The sequence below is a fragment of the Kitasatospora sp. NPDC056800 genome (assembly GCF_042789775.1).
Lineage (GTDB): Bacteria > Actinomycetota > Actinomycetes > Streptomycetales > Streptomycetaceae > Kitasatospora.
Genome location: NZ_JBHUAL010000063.1, coordinates 21,146 through 40,243, shown reverse-complemented (window position 1 = coordinate 40,243; position 19,098 = coordinate 21,146). Strand labels below are relative to the sequence as shown.

The following is a 19,098-nucleotide window of genomic DNA, read 5'->3' as shown; positions in this document are numbered from 1 at the left end:
TTCGGGGGGGGGGCCGCCTCTCCGCCCCGCCCCGGACGGTCAGCCGGTGAGCTGGGCCTGGAAGACGGCGCTGTTGAAGTACGCCCGGGCCTCGCGGATGAGGCCGGTGTCGTCCAGCTCGTAGACGTTGATGCCGGACCAGTTGACCGGTTTGCCGTCCAGGGCCACGGCCGCGCCCCGCCAGGAGACGGCGACGTGGCTGCCGACGGTGTGCGCCTCCAGCGGCGTCAGCCCGAGGAAGGGGCGGAAGCCGGGCAGGACGGAGGAGATGAAGGCGTGGATCGCGGGGCGGCCGGTGATCGGCGGCGCGCCGACCGGGTCGTGGAAGACGCCGTCCTCGGCGAAGGACCCCGCCCAGGCGTCGGCGTCGCCCTCCTGGGAGGCGCGGAAGAACTGGAGGACGGCGGGCGGCATGGCCGGGAACGTCATGGGAACTCCTTCGGGATGTGGTGACACGGTGACGTGGTGGTTTGGTGGAAGCGGTTGGAAGCGGCTCAGCGACCGGCCCCGGCCCTGACCCCGGTCCGCAGGGCGGCCAGGGCGGCGGCCGCGGTGAGCGCGACGAGGCCGCACACCCCCGGCCAGCCGAGCTGGGCGTGGAGGCGGATGCCGAGCCAGGAGCCGGCGCTGCCGCCGAGGAACGAGCAGGTCATGTAGGCGGTGTTGAGCCGGCTGCGGGCCTCCGGGCGCAGTGCGAAGATCCGGGCCTGGTTGGCGACCTGGCCGCACTGCACGGCCAGGTCCAGCAGCAGGAGGCCGGCGGCCAGTGCGACGAGGCCCGTCGCGCCGCCGGTGCCGCCGGCGGCGAGTACCGCGGCCGCGGCGAGGGTGGCGCCGGTGCACCAGGCGTTGACCCGGTCCGGGCCGTGCCGGTCGACCCGGCGGCCGGCGGCCGGGGCGCAGAACATGCTCGCCGCCCCGATCAGGGCCAGCAGGCCGAGGGCCTGGGCGCCGAGCCGGTAGGACGGGCCGGTCAGCAGCAGGGCGAGCGCGGTCCAGGTGGCGCTGAAGCCGCCGAAGAGCGCGGCCTGGCCGAGTGCGGAGCGGCGCAGGGTGGGTTCGGTGCGCAGCAGCCGGACGGTGTCGGCGAGCAGGGCCGGGTACCGGTCGCGGACGGCGGGCGGGGTGGCGGGCAGGGCCAGGCCGAGGGCGAGGGCGAGCAGCGCGGTGAGGGCGGCGGCGGCCAGGTAGGGGGCGCGCCAGCCGAGTTGTTCGCCGAGGACGCCGCCGAAGGTGCGGGCCAGCAGGATGCCGCCGATCAGGCCGCCCTGGAGGGTGCCGATCACGGCGCCGCGCCGGTCGGGTGCGACCAGGCCGGCGGCCAGCGGGATGAGCAGCTGGGGGACCACCGTGGCGAGGCCGACGACCGCGCCGGCCGCGACCAGCGGGCCGGCGGCCGGGGCGAGCCCGGCGGCCAGCAGCGCGCAGGCCGTCACGACCAGGAGCACGGTGATCAGCGGGCGGCGGGGGAGCCGGTCGCCGAGCGGGACCAGCAGGAAGATCCCTGCGGCGTAGCCGAGTTGGGTGACCGTGGCGAGGTTCGCCGCGGTGCCCGGTGCGATGCCGAGGCCGTCGGCGACGAGCGGGGTGAGGGCCTGCGGGAAGTAGACGTTGGCCACGCTGACGCCGCAGGCCAGCGCCATCACCAGGGGCAGCCGCCGGCCCTCGGCGGCGGGCCGGGATACGGGTTCCGGTGGCAGCGTCGCGGGCGGCGTGGGCCCGGGTGGCGCGGGGGCCGCGGGTGGCTCGGGCTCGGGCAGGACAGCCGGATCGATCCGGGGCATCATGACTCCAACCGAACGAACTAGATGGTTCGAATGCTCGCCGTGAGCGTGCCAGACCGTCGCGGGATCGTCAAACGAACCGGTTCGTTACCATCGGCCCATGGCGTACGACTCGACGGCAACCAAAGAGCGGATCCTCACGGCGGCGGCCACCGAATTCGCCGCGTACGGCGTGGCCGGCGCCCGCGTGGACCGCATCGCCGCCCAGGCCCAGGCCAACAAGCGGGCGATCTACGACTACTTCGGCGACAAGAACAGGCTCTTCGCCGCCGTCCTGGAGCGCCTCATGGCCGACCTCGCCCAGGCCGTCCCGCCCGGCGACGAGGACCTGGCGGCGTACGCCGAGCGGCTCTTCGACTACCACCGCGACCACCCGGAGGCCCTGCGGCTGCTGCTCTGGGAGGCCCTCGAGCTCGGCGACCAGCCCGTTCCGGGGGAAGCGGACCGGACCCGCCACTACCAGGACAAGATCCGGGCGGCGCGGCCGGCGGGCAGCGGCGACGACGGCGACAGCGGCGGTGACGGCGACGAGGCCCGCGCGCGGCTGTTCCTCACGCTCGGCATGGTCGGCTGGAGCCTCGCCATGCCCCAGCTCCGCCGCATGATCCTCGGCCCCGACCACACCCTCGACGGGCTGCGCGCCGAGATCGCCGACGCCGTCCGGGCGCTGCCGACCGCCGGAAGCGGGCTCCCCGAGCAGTCGTGACCCCCGCCATGCGGTCGTCCCGTCCTTTGCGGAAGAGCGTGGAAGGACGCGGAAAGTCGGCGGGTCCGACTTTCCACTCCCGGCGGACCGCGGGCGAATGCCGCGTCGGGCATTGTCCTCGGTTCGGGGGATTTGCGGCGGGATTTCTGACATGGACAGGGCGGTGGGGGAATTCATGGCCCGGAAGGGTGCCGTAACCGATGTGCGCCCTCGGAAGGGAGAACAGTCATGCGTCGTCGGATTGCCGCGGTCGGGATGCTGGCCGCCGCCGGAGTGCTCGCACTCGCCGTGCCCGCACAGGCGGCTACGGGGGTTCTGGTGGTGAACGGTGTGACGCACCAGAATCCGGCGCGGGGGTGCTACCCGACCGTGTCGCCGGTGGTCGTCGAGAACCTCACGAACGTGACGGTCGACGTGTATTCCGCGCCGAACTGTCAGGGGACGGTGACGCGGGAGGTGGCAGCCGGGATGACCGCGGCGACGGTCGGGTTCAGCTACTTCGTCAACTGAGGCACTTCGTCAACTGAGGTGCGTCGTCAACTGGCGCCGGCCCGCCGGCCGCGCGACGGAAAGGGGCCGGGGCGGTGCTCCGTACGGAACACCGCCCCAGCCGTCCCGTGGCACGGGAAGGCCCCGGTTCGTACAAAGGCACCGCGGAACGATCCCCGGAAGACACCCCAGGAGGTCCGATGCAGATCCCCGGTCCCGAGCCGAGAGCGGACGGCGGGGTGGGCGCCATCGCGCGGGCGGGCGGGTTGCACGACTACCAGCTGTGGCTGCACGCCGAGTACGGGCCCGTCGTGCGGTTCCAACTGCCGGGGGCCGAGACCGCGGTGTCGATCGCCGACCCGGTGCTGCTGGAGGCCGTGGCCCACCTCGACGAGCGCCCGCCGGGGCTGTTCTCGTTCCTGGACCCGCTGTTCGAGGCGGGCAACCTCCAGGTGCTCCCGGCCGGGGAGCACGGCCCGTGGCGCCGGCTGCTGCTCACCGTCCTCGCCGGACGGCCGTCGCACGAACGGCACTTCGCCCGCTTCACCGCCCTGGCGACCGGGCTCGCCGACCGCTGGGCCGCCCTGCCCGCCGGTCAGGCCGTCGAGCTCCAGCGGGAACTCACCGGGCTCTCGCTCCGGATGATCTGCGGCTACGCCCTGGACGGCGGGACGGAGGACCCCGACGGGGGGACCGAGGACCCGGAGGGTGTGGTCGAGGCCTTCGAGGCGGTGCTCACCGACCAGTTGGAGCGCCTCTACCGGGTGCCGTCCGAGCAGCCCCCGGAGCAGCGCGCCGAACGGGCCGCCCGGGCGCTCGCCCGACTGCGGGCGACGGTCGACCGGGTGATCGCCGCGCACCACCGGGGCCACCCCGGCGGCCGGAGCGGCGGGGGCGGCAGCGGTGGGGGCGGCAGCGGTGGGGACCGCAGCGACCTGATCGGCGCCCTCGTCGAGGCCGGGGAGAGCCCCGCGCGGATCCGCGACACCGTCCTCGCGGTGATGCTGGCCGCCCACCACACCACGGGCGTCGCCGTCTCCTGGACCCTGCACCTGCTCGCCGCCCACCCGGCGGCGGCCGCGCGCGTCACCGAGGAGCTCGACCGCGTCCTCGGCGACCGCCCGGTGCCCGACCACGCCGACCTGCGCCGGCTGCCGTACCTGGGGATGGTCCTGCGCGAGTCCCTGCGCCGGTACCCGCCCGGCCCCTACGGCGCCCGGCTGACCACCGGGCCGCTGGCCGTCGGCGGGTACGTCGTCCCCGCCGGGGCGGTGGTCTTCCTCCCGATCCGGGCCGTCCACCTGAACCCCGCGTACTGGCCCGAGCCGGAGCGGTTCCGGCCCGAGCGGTTCACCCCCGAGGAGTCGGCGGGGCGGCCCCGGCTGGCCTGGATCCCGTTCGGACTGGGGCCGCGCGCCTGCGAGGGGGAGGGCCTGGCCGTGGTGGAGGCCCAGGTGCTGCTGGCCGTGCTGCTCAAGCGGCTGCGCTTCCGGCCGGAGCCGGGCCACCGGGTGGTCCCGGTCGAGCGGTTCGTGCTCTGGGCCGCCGACGACATCCGCATGCTGGTCGAGCCGCGGGCCGCGGCGGGCGAGCCCGCCCGCTGAACGGGCCCCGCTGAACGGCCCCGCGGAACCGGTCTGGCGGGAAACCCTATCGCGATATATCGTGAGTTCCTGTCCGCGCCGCTGACCCCAACGCGCGAAGACCAACGCCGAGTTCAGGACGGGAAGTATGCCGGGAGAGATCGTGCCCGCCGCAGGGCAGCAGGCCGCCCGCGGCCAGGAGTCCGCGATGCGGGCCTCCCACGCCGACCGGGACCGGGTGGCCGAGCTGCTGCGCATCGCGGCGGGCGACGGCCGGCTGACCTCGGAGGAGCTGGACGAGCGCCTGGAGGCCGCCCTGTCCGCGCGGACGATCGGCGACCTGGCCGGACTCACCACCGACCTGCCGCCCGTCTCGCTCGCCCCCGGCGGGGTGGTGGCGGAGGTCAAGGACGTCCTGACGGTCGACCAGCGGTGGAGCCGGGTCAGGCGGGAGGGGCGCTGGGTGGTGCCGCGCCGCCTGGAGCTCTTCGTGGAGTGGTGCGACGTGACGCTCGACTTCACCGAGGCGGTGATCACGCAGGACACCCTGCAGATCGACCTGGACATGGAGGGCAAGACCCTGACCCTGATCACCGGGCCGGGCATCGTGGTCGACGCCGACGGCCTGGCCCTGGAGTTCAGCCGGATCAGGAACCGCCGGGCTCAGGACCACGGTGCGCCGGTCACGCTGCGGATCGAACTGGTCGGCAGGAAGCGCCACGGCCGCGTGGTCGTGCGCCGGCCCCGGCGGACGGCCGGACAGTGGCTGCTCAGGAAGCCCCTGGCCCTGCCGCCCGGCGACTGACGGTCCGTCATGGCGGCGGAGGCGGTTTCGTGTCGTACGCCGCAACCGTCGAGCTCCGGCCCCGACCTCCCCTACCCTTCCTCCATGCTCTCTGTGGTGGTCGCCCCCTGGGCGGGAAAAGCGGAGCCGGTGTTCGTCCACAATCCGGACGAACTTCACGACGCCGCCAGCACGATGAAGGTCGCGGTGCTCGCCGCGCTCTGCCGTGGCGGGGCGAACCTCGACGCCGAGGTGCCGGTGGTGAACCGCTTCGAGTCCGTCGTGGGCGGCGAGTTCGGCAACGACCCGGACTGGGACAGCGATCCGCTGCCCTGGGAACTGGTCGGCACCCACGTGCCGCTCCGGCTGCTCGCCGAGCGGATGATCACCCACTCCTCCAACCTGGCCACCAACATCTGCCTGGCCCGCACCACCCAGCAGGCCGTCACCGAGGTGTGGCGCCGCGCCGGTGCCACCCACAGCTCCACCCCGCGCGGGATCGAGGACTACGCGGCGCGCGCCCAGGGCGTGCACAACCGGGTGACGGCCCGCGACCTGGTCCGGCTGCTGCGCTCGCTCGCCGGGGAGCCCGAACTCCTCGCCCTCCTCGAGTGCAACGAGTTCCGGGTGGACCTGGCCGCCGGCCTCCCCTCCAACACCCGGATCGCCTTCAAGAACGGCTGGGTCCCCGGCGCCCGGCTCGGCGTCGGCCTCGTCCAGCCGGCCGACTGCCCGCCCTACCTGATCGCCGTCTGCTACACCGGCCCGCTCGCCGACGGCACGGACCGCACCGACCCGGCGGCCCGCCTGCTCGCCCGCGTCTCCAAGGCGGTGTGGGACCGCCGGGACCAGATCAGCCGCCCGGCGCCGGTGGCCCGTCCGGTGCCCTCGGCCGGTCCTGCGCCGCTCCGCTCGGCGGGTTGATCCGTACCGGCCCCGCGTGGCCGGTGCGTTCGCCACGCTCCCCGTCGGGCTTCGGACCGCCCCCGTTCTGGTGTTCGGCGCCAAACCGTAACCGATCGTGCGCGCATGATGATCGGTCGGTTGCGGTATCCGATTGAGGCGTCCTGCTCAAGCGGTCGGGGGTGGGCTGAGAATGTCGTCCCGTCTACGGATGTTCGCCCGGTGGATCACGGCGACTGCGGTCGTGGCCGCCTACGTGGCGTTGCACCTGCTGGTCAACGTCGGCATGGGGGTGGATGTCGAGGCCAGCAGGGCCGGTGCGCTCTGGTGCGGGGCGATCGCCCTGGCACTGCTCGGGCCCGCCCTGTGGCTGCGGCACCGGCGCCGGTCCGGGGTCGCCGAACTCGTCGGGCTCGTCGACCGCTTCGGCGCGCGACAGCCACGGTGGCGGCGGGCCGTCCGGATCGCCAACGGCGCCGGGTACCTGCTGTTCGGGGGCGGCACCGCTGCCGTCGCCGTCTCGGAGCGGGGCGAGGGCATGGGCCTGACGGTGTCGTTCGGGGTGCTGGTCGGCGGAGTGGCGGCCGGGGCGGCGGGACTGCTGATCCTGCGCCGCACCCGCCCGCTCGCCGCCCGCGGGGCGGCCCAGGCCCTGTTGCGGGACGGGCGCAGGCCGGTGCTCTACCTGCGCAGCTTCGACGACGACGCGACCGCCGCCCGGGTGGACGACGGGGCGGAGATCAACCTCCACAGCCGGGAGGAGCAGTTCGCCGCCGCGCTGGGCGCCGTCGGACCGGTGATCGCGGTGGGGCGGCCGGGGGAACCCCTGCCCCTCCTGGGCGCGGCCCGGTTCTACCTGCCGCTCGACGACTGGCAGGGCACCGTGCGGCGGCTGATGGACCTGTCCCAGCTGATCGTCCTGCGCCTGGGGAAGGGCGAGGGGCTGCGCTGGGAGATCGGCGAGGCGCGGGCCACCCAGCCGCCGGGGAAGCTCGTCCTGCTGGCCCCGCGCGGACTGTCCGAGCTGGCCGACCAGTTGAACGAGGGCCTGCCCACCCCGGTGCTGCCGAGGGAGGCGGTCACGGGTGAGCACTGGATCGGCGCCGTGATCGCCTTCGACGGCCACTGGACGCCCCGGGTGTTCCCGGTGGTGGAACGCAAGGGACCGTGGGCGTGGATGGAGCGGGTGGGCCTCACCACGCCGCAGACGCCCACGGTGCACCTGGCCCACGCCATCCGGACGGCCCTGGCGGCCACCGGGTGGCGGCCCCGGCGGACGATGACCTGGCGAGCCCAACTCGCGACGAGGAAGGCGGACTTGACGGGCGTGGGGTTGGCCGTCGCGCTGACCCTGCCGGGCTGGCTCGGCTACCGGGTGCTGCAGCTGGCCGGTCTGTGGTGAATCGGTGACCCGACAGGAAGAGGGGGAAGCATGGACAGGTCGAAGCAGCACAGGGCCGTGGTCGGATGGGGTGCCGCGGCGTCGCTGCTGATCCTCGCGATGGTGGCGGGGGACATACTGCTCGCCGCGGCCGACTGGCGCGTCTACCTGGTCGTCCAGGACGCCCTCGCGGGCAGGGCGACGGAGGCGGAGTTCACGGCGGCCGCCGACTTCTGGGACTCCGTCAGGGGGCCGCGGTGGTTCCTGTTGCTCGTCCCGGTCTACGCGGTGTTCGCCGTGTGGATGTGGCGGGCCCGGCTCAACGCCGAGGCGCTGGGCGGCCCGGGCAGCCAGCGCCGGGCGCGGGCCTGGGTGCTCGCGGGCTGGATCACCCCGGTGGCGAACCTCTGGGTGCCGTACCAGGTCGTCTCGGACGTCTGGAAGGCGAGTGCGCCCGGGCGGCCGGCTCCCCGGGCGCGGCTCGCCGTGTGGTGGGGAGCGCTGCTGGTCGGAACCTACGTGGGCAACGGGTACACGAACCTGCTCAAGGACGAGTTCGACACGGTCGACGACCTGCGCCGGCTCGTGACCCTGTCCACCACCAGCGCGGTGCTCGACGTGGTCGCCGGAGCGATCATCGTCCACACCATCCACCGCGTCAGTACCTGGCAGACCCAGCGGCGCGCCGAAGCGCGCCGCTGAATCCGCGGGCCGTCAGTACGGCTGCACGAGGACGTGCGCCGCGCCGGGGATGCCGACCTTGAGCAGCTCGTCCTCCTCCGGCGTGGTCGCGGTGCCCGTCTCCTGCTTGAGGACGGCCCGGGACAGGGCCTGGACCCACATGGCGCGCGGGCGGCGGCGGGCCTCCCAGGCGGTGAGGGCGGCCGGGACGGTGTCCTCCGCGTCCAGGCTCTGGGCGAGCACGAGCGCGTCCTCGACGGCCATCGCGGCGCCCTGGGCGAGGTGCGGGGTGGAGGCGTGGGCGGCGTCGCCGGCCAGGACGATCCGGCCGACGTGCCAGGGCTCCTCGACGGTGACCTGGGAGATCCGCGAGTAGACCACGGCGGCCGGGTCGGTGATCTGCGCCAGCGCCTCGGCGATCGGGCCGCCGAAGCCGGCCAGCCGCTCGCGCAGCTGCTCGTGGGCGCGTTCCGGGTCGGGGCGGAAGTCCTCGGCCTCGGCGAAGACCGAGCCCAGGTACATCTGCTCCGCGCTGATCGGGGTGAGCAGCGCCTTCGCGTTCAGGTTGCCGGAGGACATCACCACGCCCCGCACCTCGGGCGAACGCGGGACGGTCACACGCCAGTTGGCGAAGCCGGTGTACTCGGGGGCGTACTTCTCGCCGTACAGGTGGCGGCGCAGCGGCGAGCCGATGCCGTCGAAGCCGACGACCAGGTCGTAGCGGGCGACCTGCCCGTCGGTGAGGGCGGCCTCGATGCCGTGGGCGTCCTCGCGCAGGGTGCCGATGGTGGTGCCGAAGCGGAGGGTGGCGCCCGCCTTGACGGCGGCGTCGGCGAGGACGCGGGCCAGCGCGGGGCGCGGGATGCCGTTGTTGGAGGGGGCGTCGCCCATCCGGGGCTGCGGGATCTTCGCGAGGGTGGCGCCGGCCGGGTCGCAGATGGTCAGCACCTCCCACTCGAAGCCGGCGGCGAGGCAGTCGTCCAGGACGCCGATCTCGCGCATCACGTGCAGGGCGTTGGACGGCTGGATGATGCCGACGCCGAGGGCCTCCAACTGCTCGCGCAGCTCGGCGACGTCGACCTGGTGGCCGCGCTCGGCGAGGGCGGTCGCGAGGGTGAGGCCGCCGATGCCGCCGCCGTTGACGAGGACGCGCAGGGGTCTGTTCATGAGGGGGGCTCCGAAAGGAAGTTCACAGGAGGTGCGGGGGTGCGGGGGCGGTGCGGGGCCCGGCCGGAGCCGGTCCGGCCGAGCGGGCACGGCGGTCGAGGCGAAGGGTCGGCCGGGATGCCGGTCCGGCCGGGGCCGGTTCAGCCGACGGGTGTGGCGGCGAGCTCCATCAGGTGGTCGACCAGGGCGAGCAGCAGGTCCCGCCCGAAGGCGCGCTCGCGCACGTCCCCGAGCAGCATCGGCACCTGCGGGTCGAGGTCGAGCGCGGCCCGGATCTCGTCGGGGGTGCGGGTGTTGGTGTTGTGGAAGCAGTTGATCGCGACCACGAACGGGATGCCCCGGCTCTCGAAGAAGTCGATGGAGGCGAAGCTGGTCTCCAGCCGGCGGGTGTCGGCGATGACGATCCCGCCGAGGGCGCCGTTGACCAGGTCGTTCCACATGAACCAGAAGCGCTCCTGGCCGGGTGTGCCGAACAGGTAGACGACCAGCTCGGGGCTGACCGTGATCCGGCCGAAGTCGAGGGCGACGGTGGTGGTGGTCTTCTGGTCGACGCCGGCCAGGTCGTCGACGCCGACGCTGGCCCGGGTCAGGTACTCCTCGGTGCGCAGCGGGGCGACCTCGCTGACCGAGCCGACCAGGGTGGTCTTTCCCACGCCGAAGCCGCCCGCGATCAGGATCTTGACGGCGGCCGGGGCGGCGGGGGCGTCGGTGGCGGAGTGGGGGGTTGCCATGTTCAGAGTCTCCGGAGTCCTTCGCGTACGGCCGTGAGCAGGCCGAGGTCCACGCCGCCGGCGGCCCGGGCCACCGACAGCGGCGCCCGGGCCTTCAGCAGGCCCTGGGCGACCAGGTCGCCCAGCAGGATCTTGGTGACCGAGACCGGGAGGTCCAGGCCCGCCGACACCTCGGCGACGGCGATCGGGCGCCGGCAGCGTTCGAGGATCAGCCGGTGCTCGGGCTGGAGGCCGCGGGCACCGGCGCGGCTGCCCCGTGCCAGGGCGGCGTCGGCCTCCTCCTCGACCGTGGTGAGCACGGTGATGAGGGTGAGGTCGTCGCGCTCGGGCGCGGTCCGGCCGCGGGTGATCGTGTACGGGCGCACCATGCTGCCCGTCTCCTCCTCCGCGTCGTCCTCCAGCTCGCTCCAGTGCGGCACGGTGCCGCGCCGCCAGGAGTCGTCCCAGCCGGACTGCCGGCCCGAGGGCGGGCCGGACGGAGAGCCGGACGGCGGGCCGGGCTGCGAACCGGAGGCCGGACCGGGTCGCGGGTCGGCCTGCCGGCCGTCGTCGCGGCCGTCCCCCCAGGCGTCGTTCCCGTACGGTTCCACCCTGGTCAGCCCCGGTTCCGGGCGGCGAAGGCGTCGAAGGAGGCCGGGGCGGCGGGGGCGCCGGGGGCCTCCTCGTGGCGGACCGGGGTGGTGAGCTTCTGGCCGACCTGCTGCACCAGGGTGTGCATCGCGACGGACATCACCTCGGCGTCCACCTCCTGGGAGGCGACCACGGCCAGGTGGGTGCCCTGGGCGGCGGCGATGACGAACAGCCAGCACTCGGCGAGCTCGACGATCACCTGGTGCACCGGGCCGCCGTCGAACAGCGCCCCGACCCCGCGGGCCAGGCTCTGCTGGCCGGTGGCGACGGCGGCCAGGCGTTCGGCGTCGGCCCGCTCGATGGTGCGGGAGTGGCTGACCACGAGACCGTCGTCGGAGAGGAGGACGGCGTTCCTGGTCCCGGGCACCGAGTCGACGAGTCCGTCCAGCAGCCAGTCCAGGTCCTGGTGGGTGGCGATCGTGCGGTTCATCACTGCTCATCCGTTCGTGTGGTTCGGGGGTCCGCGGCCGGAAGGGCCCAGGGGGCGGGCGCGGGGGCGGGGGAGGGCTCCGGCGGGGTGGCGGGCAGGCGGTGCTCGCCGCTGTCCTGGGCCCGGGCGGCGCGGGACTGCCGCTGGAAGGCGCCGATCGCCGCACCCGAGCGCCGTACCGGGCGCTCGGTGCGCTGGAACGGTCCCGCGGGCGGGGTGTCCGCGGCGGGCCGCTCGACCCACTGCGGCTGGGCCGGCGGGGGCACCCGCAGCTCGGCCGCCAGGCTGGCCTGCCGGACGCGCTGCGGCAGCGGGGGCTGGCCGGCCTGGGCCGGGCTGAACGGCACCGAGGTCCGGTACTCGCGGGGCTGGCGCCGCTCGGCCAGCCGGTAGTGGTCGGCCGGGCGGTACTGCTCGTCGGCGTACGGGGCCTCGGCCTCGGTGACCCGGGCGTAGGCGATGTCCGGGTAGGCCGGGGCGTCCTGGGCGGGCGCCGGGTCGGCCGGGGAGGTGTGCTCGATCGGCTGCTCCGGCTGGTGGTCGGGCCGGGCAGCCGTGGCGGGCTGCTCCACTCCGTACGACGGCACGGGGCCGGTGGACGGTTCAGCGTCGTACGACGGCTCCGATCCGAAGGGCTGCCCGGACGGGTACGGCTGCTCCGCCGGGTACGCCTGCCCGGCCTGGAACGGCTGCTCGGCCTGGTACGGCTGCTCGGGCCACTCCGCCTCGAACGGAGCCGCCGGGAGGACGGCCGGGTCGGCCGGGGCGTCCGGGTCCGACGGCAGCGGCTGGACGACCGCCGGCTGGAACGGGGCCGCGGGCAGCGGGACCTCCTGGAGCGTGGCCTCCGGTGCCGCGCCCCACCCCGCCGCCGGTCCCGCGTCCGGTCCCGGCCACGTCCCGGCCTCCGCCGGGGGCAGCGGCACCGGGGCCGCCTGCGGGGCGTGGTCGCCCTGCGTGAAGGAGTCCACCGGCGCGACCGGCGGACCGGCCGGCACCGGGACGGGCGTCTCGTCGGAGGCCGAGCGGACGGCCCGGCGCGAGCGGCGCACCAGCGGGATCGGCTCGGTGGCCGTGCCGCCGGCGCCGTCCGGCAGCCCGGTGTCGCCCTCCAGGACCAGCTCGTCGGGGACGAGCACGACCGCCCGGGTGCCGCCGAAGGCGGACGGGCGGAACTCGATCCGCAGCCCGTGCAGGGCGGCTAGCCGGGAGACCACGTGGAAGCCGAGGCGGATGTCGTCGGCCCGGGCCAGCACGTCGGTGCGCGGCGGGCGGCTCATCAGCTCGTTGGCCGCGTCGTACTGCTCCGGGTCCATGCCGAGGCCCCGGTCCTCGATCTCGATCGCGAGCCCGCGGCCGACCACGGCGGCCCGCACCTCGACCGGCGTGGGCGGCTTGGAGAAGGTGGTGGCGTTCTCCATCAGCTCGGCGAGCACGTGCGCCACCGGGCCGACGGCCCGCTCCGAGAGCCAGGGGTCGCCCTCGATGTCGATCGAGATCCGCCGGTAGTCCTGCACCTCGCCCTGCGCGGCGCGCAGCACGTCCAGCAGCGGGACGGGCTTGCGCCAGCGCCGCTGCGGCTGGCCGCCGGCCATGATGACGAGGTTCTCCTCGTAGCGGCGCAGGCGGGCGGTGAGGTGGTCGAGGTCGAAGAGGCCCTCCAGGACCTCCGGGTCGTCGTGCTTGCGCTCCAGCTCGTCCAGCTTGCGCAGCTGGCGGCCGATCAGCAGCTGGGTGCGGCGGGCGATGCGCTGGAGCAGCCGCTCGAAGCCGCGGTGCTGCTCGGCCTGGCCGACGGCGGACTCCAGGGCGGCGGAGCGGGCCAGGTTGAGCGCCTGGCCGAGCCGGGCCAGCTCGTCGGTGCCGTTGCCGTGGGGGCCGTCCGTGATGGTGCGGGTCTCGGCCTCGACGTCCACCTGCTCGCCGCGGCCGAGGCGGTCGACCACCTCGGGCAGGGTGCGCTGCATCTCCTCGGCCTGGGTGTGCAGGTCCTTGATGCGGCGGCGCAGCGAGCGGCTGAGCCGCCAGGAAGCGATGATCACCGCGACGACCGTGATCAGCCCGACGACGGTGGTCAGCACGACCCGGGTGAGCATGCCGACGATGGCGCTCTTGGCGACCTCGATGATGCCGTTGGTGCGGTCCTCGATCGCCTTGACCAGCGGCGGGTTGAGCCCGTCGAGGGCCTGGCGCCACTGGTCCTGGGTCGCCGGGAGCCTGACGGTGCCGTTGGCGTCGGCGGCGGTGGGCTTGAGCAGGGCCTGCTCGACGGCGGCCTTGGCCTGCCAGGACGGGCTGTTGACCAGCTCGTGCCAGGCCGGTGCCTCGGCGTCCGGGATGTACGGCAGGACCTGGACGTTGAGCAGGTGGTCCTGCGCGCCGATCAGCTGCTGGACCTGCTGGTAGTCGGTGGCCGACAGTCGCCCGGTGGGCCAGCCGCGGGCCAGGACGGCGTCCTCGCGGGAGAGCATCTCCTTGGCCCAGAAGGAGTTGACCAGGGTCTTGGACAGCCAGGTGACCTCGCCGGTGTCGACGCGGCTGAGCGCGGTGAACAGCCGCAGGTCGACGCTGATCAGGTCGGTGTAGTAGGCGAAGACGCTCTGCTGGTCGGTGGTGCCGCGGTCGATGGCGGAGCGCTGCTCGGCCAGCTTGCCCATGGCCTGGCGGGCCTCGACGACGGCGGACCGGATCTCGCCGGGGGCGTTGTCGGCGGTCGCGCCGGAGAGGGTCTGGAACTGCCGCACCGCGTCGTCGGTCAGCTGGCGCTGGTGGCGCAGCTGGTCGGCGTTGGAGCCGGGCCGGGCGAGCGCCTCGGCGCTGAGCCGGCGCTCCTCCTGGAGGTTGTAGTAGACGATGTTGGACGGTTGGCCGGCCTTCTGGGCGATGGTGGCCTGGTCGGCCAGCCGCTGGAAGTCGGCGATGGTCTCACCGCTGGTCACGGCCCAGAGGGCGACCAGGGCGATGCTGGGGACGACGGCCAGGACGAGCAGCGCCGTCCGCAGGGACAGGCGTGGACGCCTGCGGGGGCCCTTCGGCGTCGGGGGCCGCCGATTCGCACGCGCGCGCAGAGCTGACTCCTTGGGGCTGGCGGCCGGCCGGTGAGGGGGAGGGCCGTCCGGGCACGGTTTTTTGACGAAGCGATACTAGTCATACCGTGTGATTAGAGTGAAAACCCGTTCGCTGCCTGGGCTGTGCTTGCACACGGAGCGGACACAATGTCATTCATTCGTTGACCGTCCGTATGCGGAGCAGGCCCTTCCGGACTCGCCCGACACAGTGTCAACGAGACGCGCGGCCGACGGATGGCCGGGGTGTGAAAACTGTGTGACGCCCCGCCGGGACCCGCTCGGCACGCCCGCCGGGTCACCGCCCGGCCCGGATCCGCCCCTCCGGTCGCGTGGCGGCCCGTCCGGCGAGGGGGAGGGCGTGGAGGGCGGCCATCGGACCCATTTGTCAGGTTCTCTGAGGACTCGCGTACCACGGTCAGCCTACCCGGCACACGGCCGCGGACGCCCTCCGTGGGAGCCGCCGTTCCGATGACGTACCGGGAGTCGCCGAACGTGACGGGCGGGACACCCTCCACGGTGGCGGCCGGTCGTCGCGAAGTCCGTACGGCTCTGGAGCTGCGAACACGCTCGGTGGGCGGATACTGGAGGAGTGGGACGGATCGGACCGGGCGTCGCCGACAGGCCGCCGGAACGGTCCGACCACGGGCAACGGCCTCCAGGTCCCCGGGACCGCGCCGCCGGTGCAGGTCTCGGCGGGCGCCAGGAGCGCCGACGCAACGAGAGAGAGAAGCCGTGATGAGTTACTTCGGCCGTGGAGGAGACAGAGGCGGTGGTTACGGCCGTGACCGTGACCGTGGTCGTGGGCGTGATCGTGATCGTGGCCGCAACCGTCGTGGAAACCACCGTCGCCGTTTCGGCATGTGGTGACGGTGATTTCGGCTAGGACTGCGCACAACAGTCCCGACTAGCGCCATCACAGGGGCCGGCGGTACCACCGCCGGCCCCTCACCCTGGGGCCGGCACCGCCGCCACGCGGAGGGTGACGCGTCCCGAATGACGGGGCCCGGACGACGGGGCCCCGGATGACGGGTCCCCACCTCGGAAACGGCGGATCCGGACCCCGAAAGGTCGTTTCCGGACACCGGAACGACGTCTCCGAGAGCAACGGGTCGTGGCCATGCGCGAAGTGACGCCCCCGGGCGACCGGGCGGCGCGGGACGACGACGACCCGGGGCCGGTGACGGACCCGCCCGTCGTCCCGCTGCGGGAGCTGATGCGCCGGTTCTGGCCGTGGGTGCGCCCCGACGTGCGCTGGCTCCCGGTGAGCGCGGTCCTGCTCGTCCTCGGCGCCTTCGGCGAGGTCGTCTCCGTCTGGCTGTTCAAGGACCTGATCGACGACGTCCTGGTGCCCCGGCACTTCGCCGACTTCTGGCTGCTCGCCGCCCTCATGCTCGGCGCGTCCGTGGCCGCCGCGCTGTTCACCTACGGCGGCACCTACACCAGCACCAGGACCGCCGAGCGCTACATGCTGCGGCTGCGCACCGACACCCTCGCCCACCTGCACACCCTGCCGCCCGACACCCTGGAGACCCGCTGGCGCGGCGACCTGGTGGCACGGCTCACCTTCGACATCGCCGAGATCGAGCAGATGGTGGCCACCGGACTGGTCGAGGGCGCCGTGGCCGCGGTCAGCCTGCTGCTGTTCACCGGAGCCGCCTTCTACCTGAGCTGGCCGCTCACCGTGGCCGCGCTGCTGGCCGCCCCGCTGTTCGTCCTCTCCACCAGCCTGTTCGGGCGCCGCATCCGGCGCCGGGAACGGCAGGTCCAGCGCCGCGCGGGCGGCGTCACCGCGCTGCTGGAGGAGTCCCTGCGCAACGCCACCGTCACCCGGACCTGCGGCCAGGAGAACCGCGAGGTCGAACGGGTCCACCGGGAGGGCAAGGCCCTGCTCGACGCCGAACTCTCCGCCGCCCGGGTCGCCGACCTCTACCAGCCCTTCCTCGGCGTGCTGCAACTGCTGGCCGGGCTCACGGTGGTGGGCGTCGGCGCGCTGGAGGTCATCCACGGGCAGCTCAGCCTCGGCGGCCTGCTCGCCTTCGCCGCCTTCATGGCCCAGCTGTTCGAGCCCGCCCAGCAGCTCGCCGCCCTCGTCCCGCTGGCCGGCACGGCCTGCGCCTCGGGCGAACGCGTCCTGGAACTGCACGACCTCACCAGCCCGGTGCGCGAACGCCCCACCGCCCGCGACACCGGCCCGGTCCAGGGCCGGGTCACCCTCCAGGGCGTCCGGGCCGGCTACCCCGGCGCCACCGGGACCCCCGGGCCGCCCGTCCTCACCGACCTGGACCTCGACCTGCTCCCCGGTGAGACCCTGGCCCTCGTCGGGCCCAGCGGCAGCGGCAAGTCCACCCTCGCCAAGCTCCTCGTCCGCTTCCTCGACCCGCAGGCCGGCACCGTCCGCCTCGACGGCCAGGACCTGCGCGACCTCACCCTCGCCTCGCTGCGCCAGGCCGTCACCCTGCTGCCCCAGCAGGCCCCGCTGTTCCGCGCGACCATCGCCGACAACATCGCCTACGGCCGCCCCGACGCCCCGCCCGCCGCCATCGAACGCGCCGCCCGCAACGCCGGCGCCCACGACTTCGTCACCGCGCTCCCGGACGGCTACCGCACGGTGATCGGCGCCGACGGCTTCCAGCTCTCCGGCGGCCAGAGCCAGCGCGTCGCCATCGCCCGCGCCTTCCTGCGGGACACCCCCGTGCTGGTCCTGGACGAACCCACCACCGGGCTGGACCCGCACACCGTCGAGCAGTTCGTCCCCGCGCTGCGCCGCCTGATGACCGGGCGCACCACCGTCCTGATCACCCACGACCGGGCGCTGCTGCCCCTCGCCGACCGCGTCCTCACCCTCCGGCCGCCGGACACCGCCGGGCCGGCCGCCGGTCCGGACAGCCGCCCGGACGCCAGCCCGGTCGACGCGCTGCGCGGCCGGGAGCCGCGGAAGCCCTGAGCCGACGGCGCGGAGGCTACGCGCCGAGGTAGTGCAGGACGGCCAGGATGCGGCGGTTGTAGTCGGTGGTGCGGGGCAGGTCCAGCTTGTCGAAGACGGCGTTGAGGTTCTTCTCCACCGCGCTCATCGAGACGTGCAGCCGCTGCGCGATGGCGGCGTTGGTCCAGCCCTGGGCGAGCGCCTCCAGGACGCTGCGCTCACGCGGGGTGAGCCGGGCCAGCGGGTCGGTGCGGGTGGTGCGCACCACCAGTTGGCGCACCACCTCCGGGTCGATCACCGCGCCGCCCGCCGCGACCCGCACCAGGGCGTCCAGGAACTCGTCGACCTCCGCCACCCGGTCCTTCAGTAGGTAGCCGACCCGCTCCGCGCCCGCGTCCAGCAGCCGGGCCGCGTACCCGCGTTCGATGTGCTGGGAGAGCACCAGCACGCCCACCTCCGGCCAGCGCTCGCGGATCTCCACCGCCGCCCGCAGCCCCTCGTCGGTGTGGGTCGGCGGCATCCGGATGTCCACCACCACGACGTCCGGCGGCCGTTCCGCCACCGCCGCCGTCAGCGCCGTCGCGTCGCCGACCGCGGCCAGCACCTCGTGCCCCTCCTCGGCGAGCAGCCGGACCAGGCCCTCCCGCAGCAGGGTCGAGTCCTCGGCGAGGGTCACGCGCATGGCAGCTCCGCGGTGATGACGGTCGGGCCCCCGGCGGGGCTGTGGACGTGGAGGGTACCGTCCAGCGCGGCGACCCGCCCGCGCAGGCCGGTCAGGCCGCTGCCCGCCGGGTCCGCGCCGCCGGTGCCGTCGTCCTCGACCCGTACGGTGAGCACGCCGGCGGTCCGCTCGACCAGGGCCGAGACGGCCGAGGCGGCGGAGTGCTTGGCCGCGTTGGTGACGCACTCCGACACCACGAAGTAGGCCGCGGTCCGGACGGGTTCGGGCAGCGGGCCGGCCACCTCGTAGCGGAGCCGCAGCGGGACGGCGCACCGCTCGGCCACCCCGCCCAGCGCCTCCTCCAGGCCCAGGGTGTCCAGCGCCGACGGGTACGCCCGCCAGGCCACCTCGCGCAGCTCGGTCAGCACCCCCTGCGCCTCCCGGTGCGCCTGGCGCAGCAGCGCCTCCGTCCGCTCCGGGTCCTGGTGGCGGTCCAGGCCGCGCCGAGCCCGGCCGATCAGCATCGCCAGCGCGACCACCCGCTGCTGCACGCCGTCGTGCAGATCCCGCTCGATCCGCCGCCGCTCGGCGTCCACGGCCTGCACCACCGCGGCCCGGCTGTCGGCGAGTTCGGTGATCCGGCGGCGCAGCAGCTCGGCCTCGGACGGCCCGAAGCACTCCCGGGCGGTCCGGGCGTCCAGCGCGGCCAGCGAGAACAGGCCCTGCACGGCCAGGAAGAGCAGCACCCCGCCGAGCAGCACCTGGGTCGCCAGCTCCTCCCAGCCCAGCGAGCCGCGCAGCACCCCGCCGACCAGCAGGACGGCCAGCGCCAGCCCGAAGCCCAGCAGCCCCAGCACCACCCCGGCGACCAGCCCGCCGCCGCTGCGCACCGCCAGGTAGCGCAGCACCCGGCGGTCGTCCGCCCGGTAGTGGCGGGGGAAGCGGTCGCCGAAGAAGGCGCTGCGCCGGGCCCGCTCCAGGGCGGCCAGCCGGCGCACCCCGGACAGCAGGCCCGGCACCGCGTACGGGCGGGTGCGCGGCCAGAGCAGGAACGGGCCGAGGACGACGGCCGCGAGGAGGAGGTACAGCGCGGAGAGCGCGGCGCTCGGGCAGCCGAGCAGAACTCCGGTGGCCCGGCGCGGCCATGACGTGGTGTCCGCTGCATCCCCCTGCACGG

18 protein-coding genes are annotated in these 19,098 nt (G+C 74.6%); 9 read left to right on the top strand and 9 right to left on the bottom strand.

What is annotated here, in order from left to right:
* Positions 1–39: 39 nt before the first annotated feature.
* Together ACFRQN_RS16660 and ACFRQN_RS16655 are read right to left on the bottom strand one after the other, a co-directional pair.
* Positions 40–429, bottom strand: coding sequence for a nuclear transport factor 2 family protein (locus ACFRQN_RS16660; RefSeq protein WP_049655217.1), 390 nt, complete (start codon positions 427–429; stop codon positions 40–42).
* A 65-nt stretch (positions 430–494) separates the two neighbouring features.
* A complete protein-coding gene (locus ACFRQN_RS16655) occupies positions 495–1,643 on the bottom strand; it encodes an MFS transporter (RefSeq protein WP_380740988.1) in 1,149 nt (382 codons plus the stop codon).
* A gap of 241 nt (positions 1,644–1,884) precedes the next feature.
* On the opposite strand from ACFRQN_RS16655, the gene ACFRQN_RS16650 reads away from it, so the two are divergent.
* The 7 genes from ACFRQN_RS16650 (at position 1,885) to ACFRQN_RS16620 (ending at position 8,332) form a co-directional block, all read left to right on the top strand.
* Positions 1,885–2,490 carry a TetR/AcrR family transcriptional regulator gene (locus ACFRQN_RS16650; RefSeq protein ID WP_117490703.1) on the top strand — a complete coding sequence of 202 codons (606 nt, stop codon included), beginning with the start codon at positions 1,885–1,887 and terminating at the stop codon, positions 2,488–2,490.
* A 228-nt stretch (positions 2,491–2,718) separates the two neighbouring features.
* Positions 2,719–3,000, top strand: coding sequence for a hypothetical protein (locus tag ACFRQN_RS16645; RefSeq protein ID WP_049654447.1), 282 nt, complete (start codon positions 2,719–2,721; stop codon positions 2,998–3,000).
* A gap of 179 nt (positions 3,001–3,179) precedes the next feature.
* The gene (locus tag ACFRQN_RS16640; protein ID WP_380740986.1) at positions 3,180–4,583 is read left to right on the top strand and encodes a cytochrome P450; all 1,404 of its coding nucleotides are present in this window, start codon (positions 3,180–3,182) and stop codon (positions 4,581–4,583) included.
* A gap of 127 nt (positions 4,584–4,710) precedes the next feature.
* A complete protein-coding gene (locus ACFRQN_RS16635) occupies positions 4,711–5,367 on the top strand; it encodes a DUF1707 domain-containing protein (protein ID WP_380740985.1) in 657 nt (218 codons plus the stop codon).
* A gap of 84 nt (positions 5,368–5,451) precedes the next feature.
* Complete coding sequence (locus tag ACFRQN_RS16630) at positions 5,452–6,270, top strand: serine hydrolase (RefSeq protein WP_049654454.1); 819 nt, start codon at positions 5,452–5,454, stop codon at positions 6,268–6,270.
* A gap of 172 nt (positions 6,271–6,442) precedes the next feature.
* The gene (locus tag ACFRQN_RS16625) at positions 6,443–7,651 is read left to right on the top strand and encodes a transferase (protein WP_380740984.1); all 1,209 of its coding nucleotides are present in this window, start codon (positions 6,443–6,445) and stop codon (positions 7,649–7,651) included.
* Positions 7,652–7,681: 30 nt separating this feature from the next.
* Positions 7,682–8,332 carry a DUF4328 domain-containing protein gene (locus ACFRQN_RS16620; protein ID WP_380740983.1) on the top strand — a complete coding sequence of 217 codons (651 nt, stop codon included), beginning with the start codon at positions 7,682–7,684 and terminating at the stop codon, positions 8,330–8,332.
* Between the two features lie 12 nt (positions 8,333–8,344).
* On the opposite strand, the gene ACFRQN_RS16615 is transcribed toward ACFRQN_RS16620, so the two are convergent.
* The 5 genes from ACFRQN_RS16615 to ACFRQN_RS16595 form a co-directional block, all read right to left on the bottom strand.
* Positions 8,345–9,478: an FAD-dependent monooxygenase gene (locus tag ACFRQN_RS16615; RefSeq protein WP_380740982.1), complete on the bottom strand. Its 1,134-nt coding sequence runs from the start codon at positions 9,476–9,478 to the stop codon at positions 8,345–8,347.
* A 140-nt stretch (positions 9,479–9,618) separates the two neighbouring features.
* Positions 9,619–10,209, bottom strand: a complete 591-nt coding sequence (locus tag ACFRQN_RS16610) for an ATP/GTP-binding protein (protein ID WP_074004152.1) — start codon at positions 10,207–10,209, stop codon at positions 9,619–9,621.
* A gap of 2 nt (positions 10,210–10,211) precedes the next feature.
* Positions 10,212–10,799, bottom strand: a complete 588-nt coding sequence (locus ACFRQN_RS16605) for a DUF742 domain-containing protein (protein WP_380740981.1) — start codon at positions 10,797–10,799, stop codon at positions 10,212–10,214.
* A 5-nt stretch (positions 10,800–10,804) separates the two neighbouring features.
* Positions 10,805–11,269 carry a roadblock/LC7 domain-containing protein gene (locus tag ACFRQN_RS16600; protein ID WP_049654463.1) on the bottom strand — a complete coding sequence of 155 codons (465 nt, stop codon included), beginning with the start codon at positions 11,267–11,269 and terminating at the stop codon, positions 10,805–10,807.
* On the bottom strand, positions 11,269–14,208 hold the full coding sequence (locus ACFRQN_RS16595; protein ID WP_380740980.1) for a nitrate- and nitrite sensing domain-containing protein: 2,940 nt from the start codon (positions 14,206–14,208) through the stop codon (positions 11,269–11,271). The genes ACFRQN_RS16600 and ACFRQN_RS16595 overlap by 1 nt, the downstream gene beginning before the upstream one ends.
* A gap of 880 nt (positions 14,209–15,088) precedes the next feature.
* Here ACFRQN_RS16595 and ACFRQN_RS16590 point away from each other — a divergent pair.
* Both ACFRQN_RS16590 and ACFRQN_RS16585 read left to right on the top strand, forming a co-directional pair.
* Positions 15,089–15,220 (top strand): hypothetical protein, encoded by a 132-nt coding sequence (locus ACFRQN_RS16590; protein ID WP_255357445.1) that lies wholly within the window; start codon positions 15,089–15,091, stop codon positions 15,218–15,220.
* Between the two features lie 234 nt (positions 15,221–15,454).
* Entirely contained in the window at positions 15,455–17,281 is a 1,827-nt protein-coding gene (locus ACFRQN_RS16585) for an ABC transporter ATP-binding protein (RefSeq protein WP_380740987.1), read from the top strand.
* Between the two features lie 16 nt (positions 17,282–17,297).
* Here ACFRQN_RS16585 and ACFRQN_RS16580 read toward each other — a convergent pair whose 3' ends face one another.
* Together ACFRQN_RS16580 and ACFRQN_RS16575 are read right to left on the bottom strand one after the other, a co-directional pair.
* Complete coding sequence (locus ACFRQN_RS16580; RefSeq protein WP_117490718.1) at positions 17,298–17,942, bottom strand: response regulator transcription factor; 645 nt, start codon at positions 17,940–17,942, stop codon at positions 17,298–17,300.
* Positions 17,933–19,096, bottom strand: coding sequence for a sensor histidine kinase (locus ACFRQN_RS16575; RefSeq protein WP_375874475.1), 1,164 nt, complete (start codon positions 19,094–19,096; stop codon positions 17,933–17,935). The genes ACFRQN_RS16580 and ACFRQN_RS16575 overlap by 10 nt, the downstream gene beginning before the upstream one ends.
* Positions 19,097–19,098 lie beyond the last annotated feature (2 nt).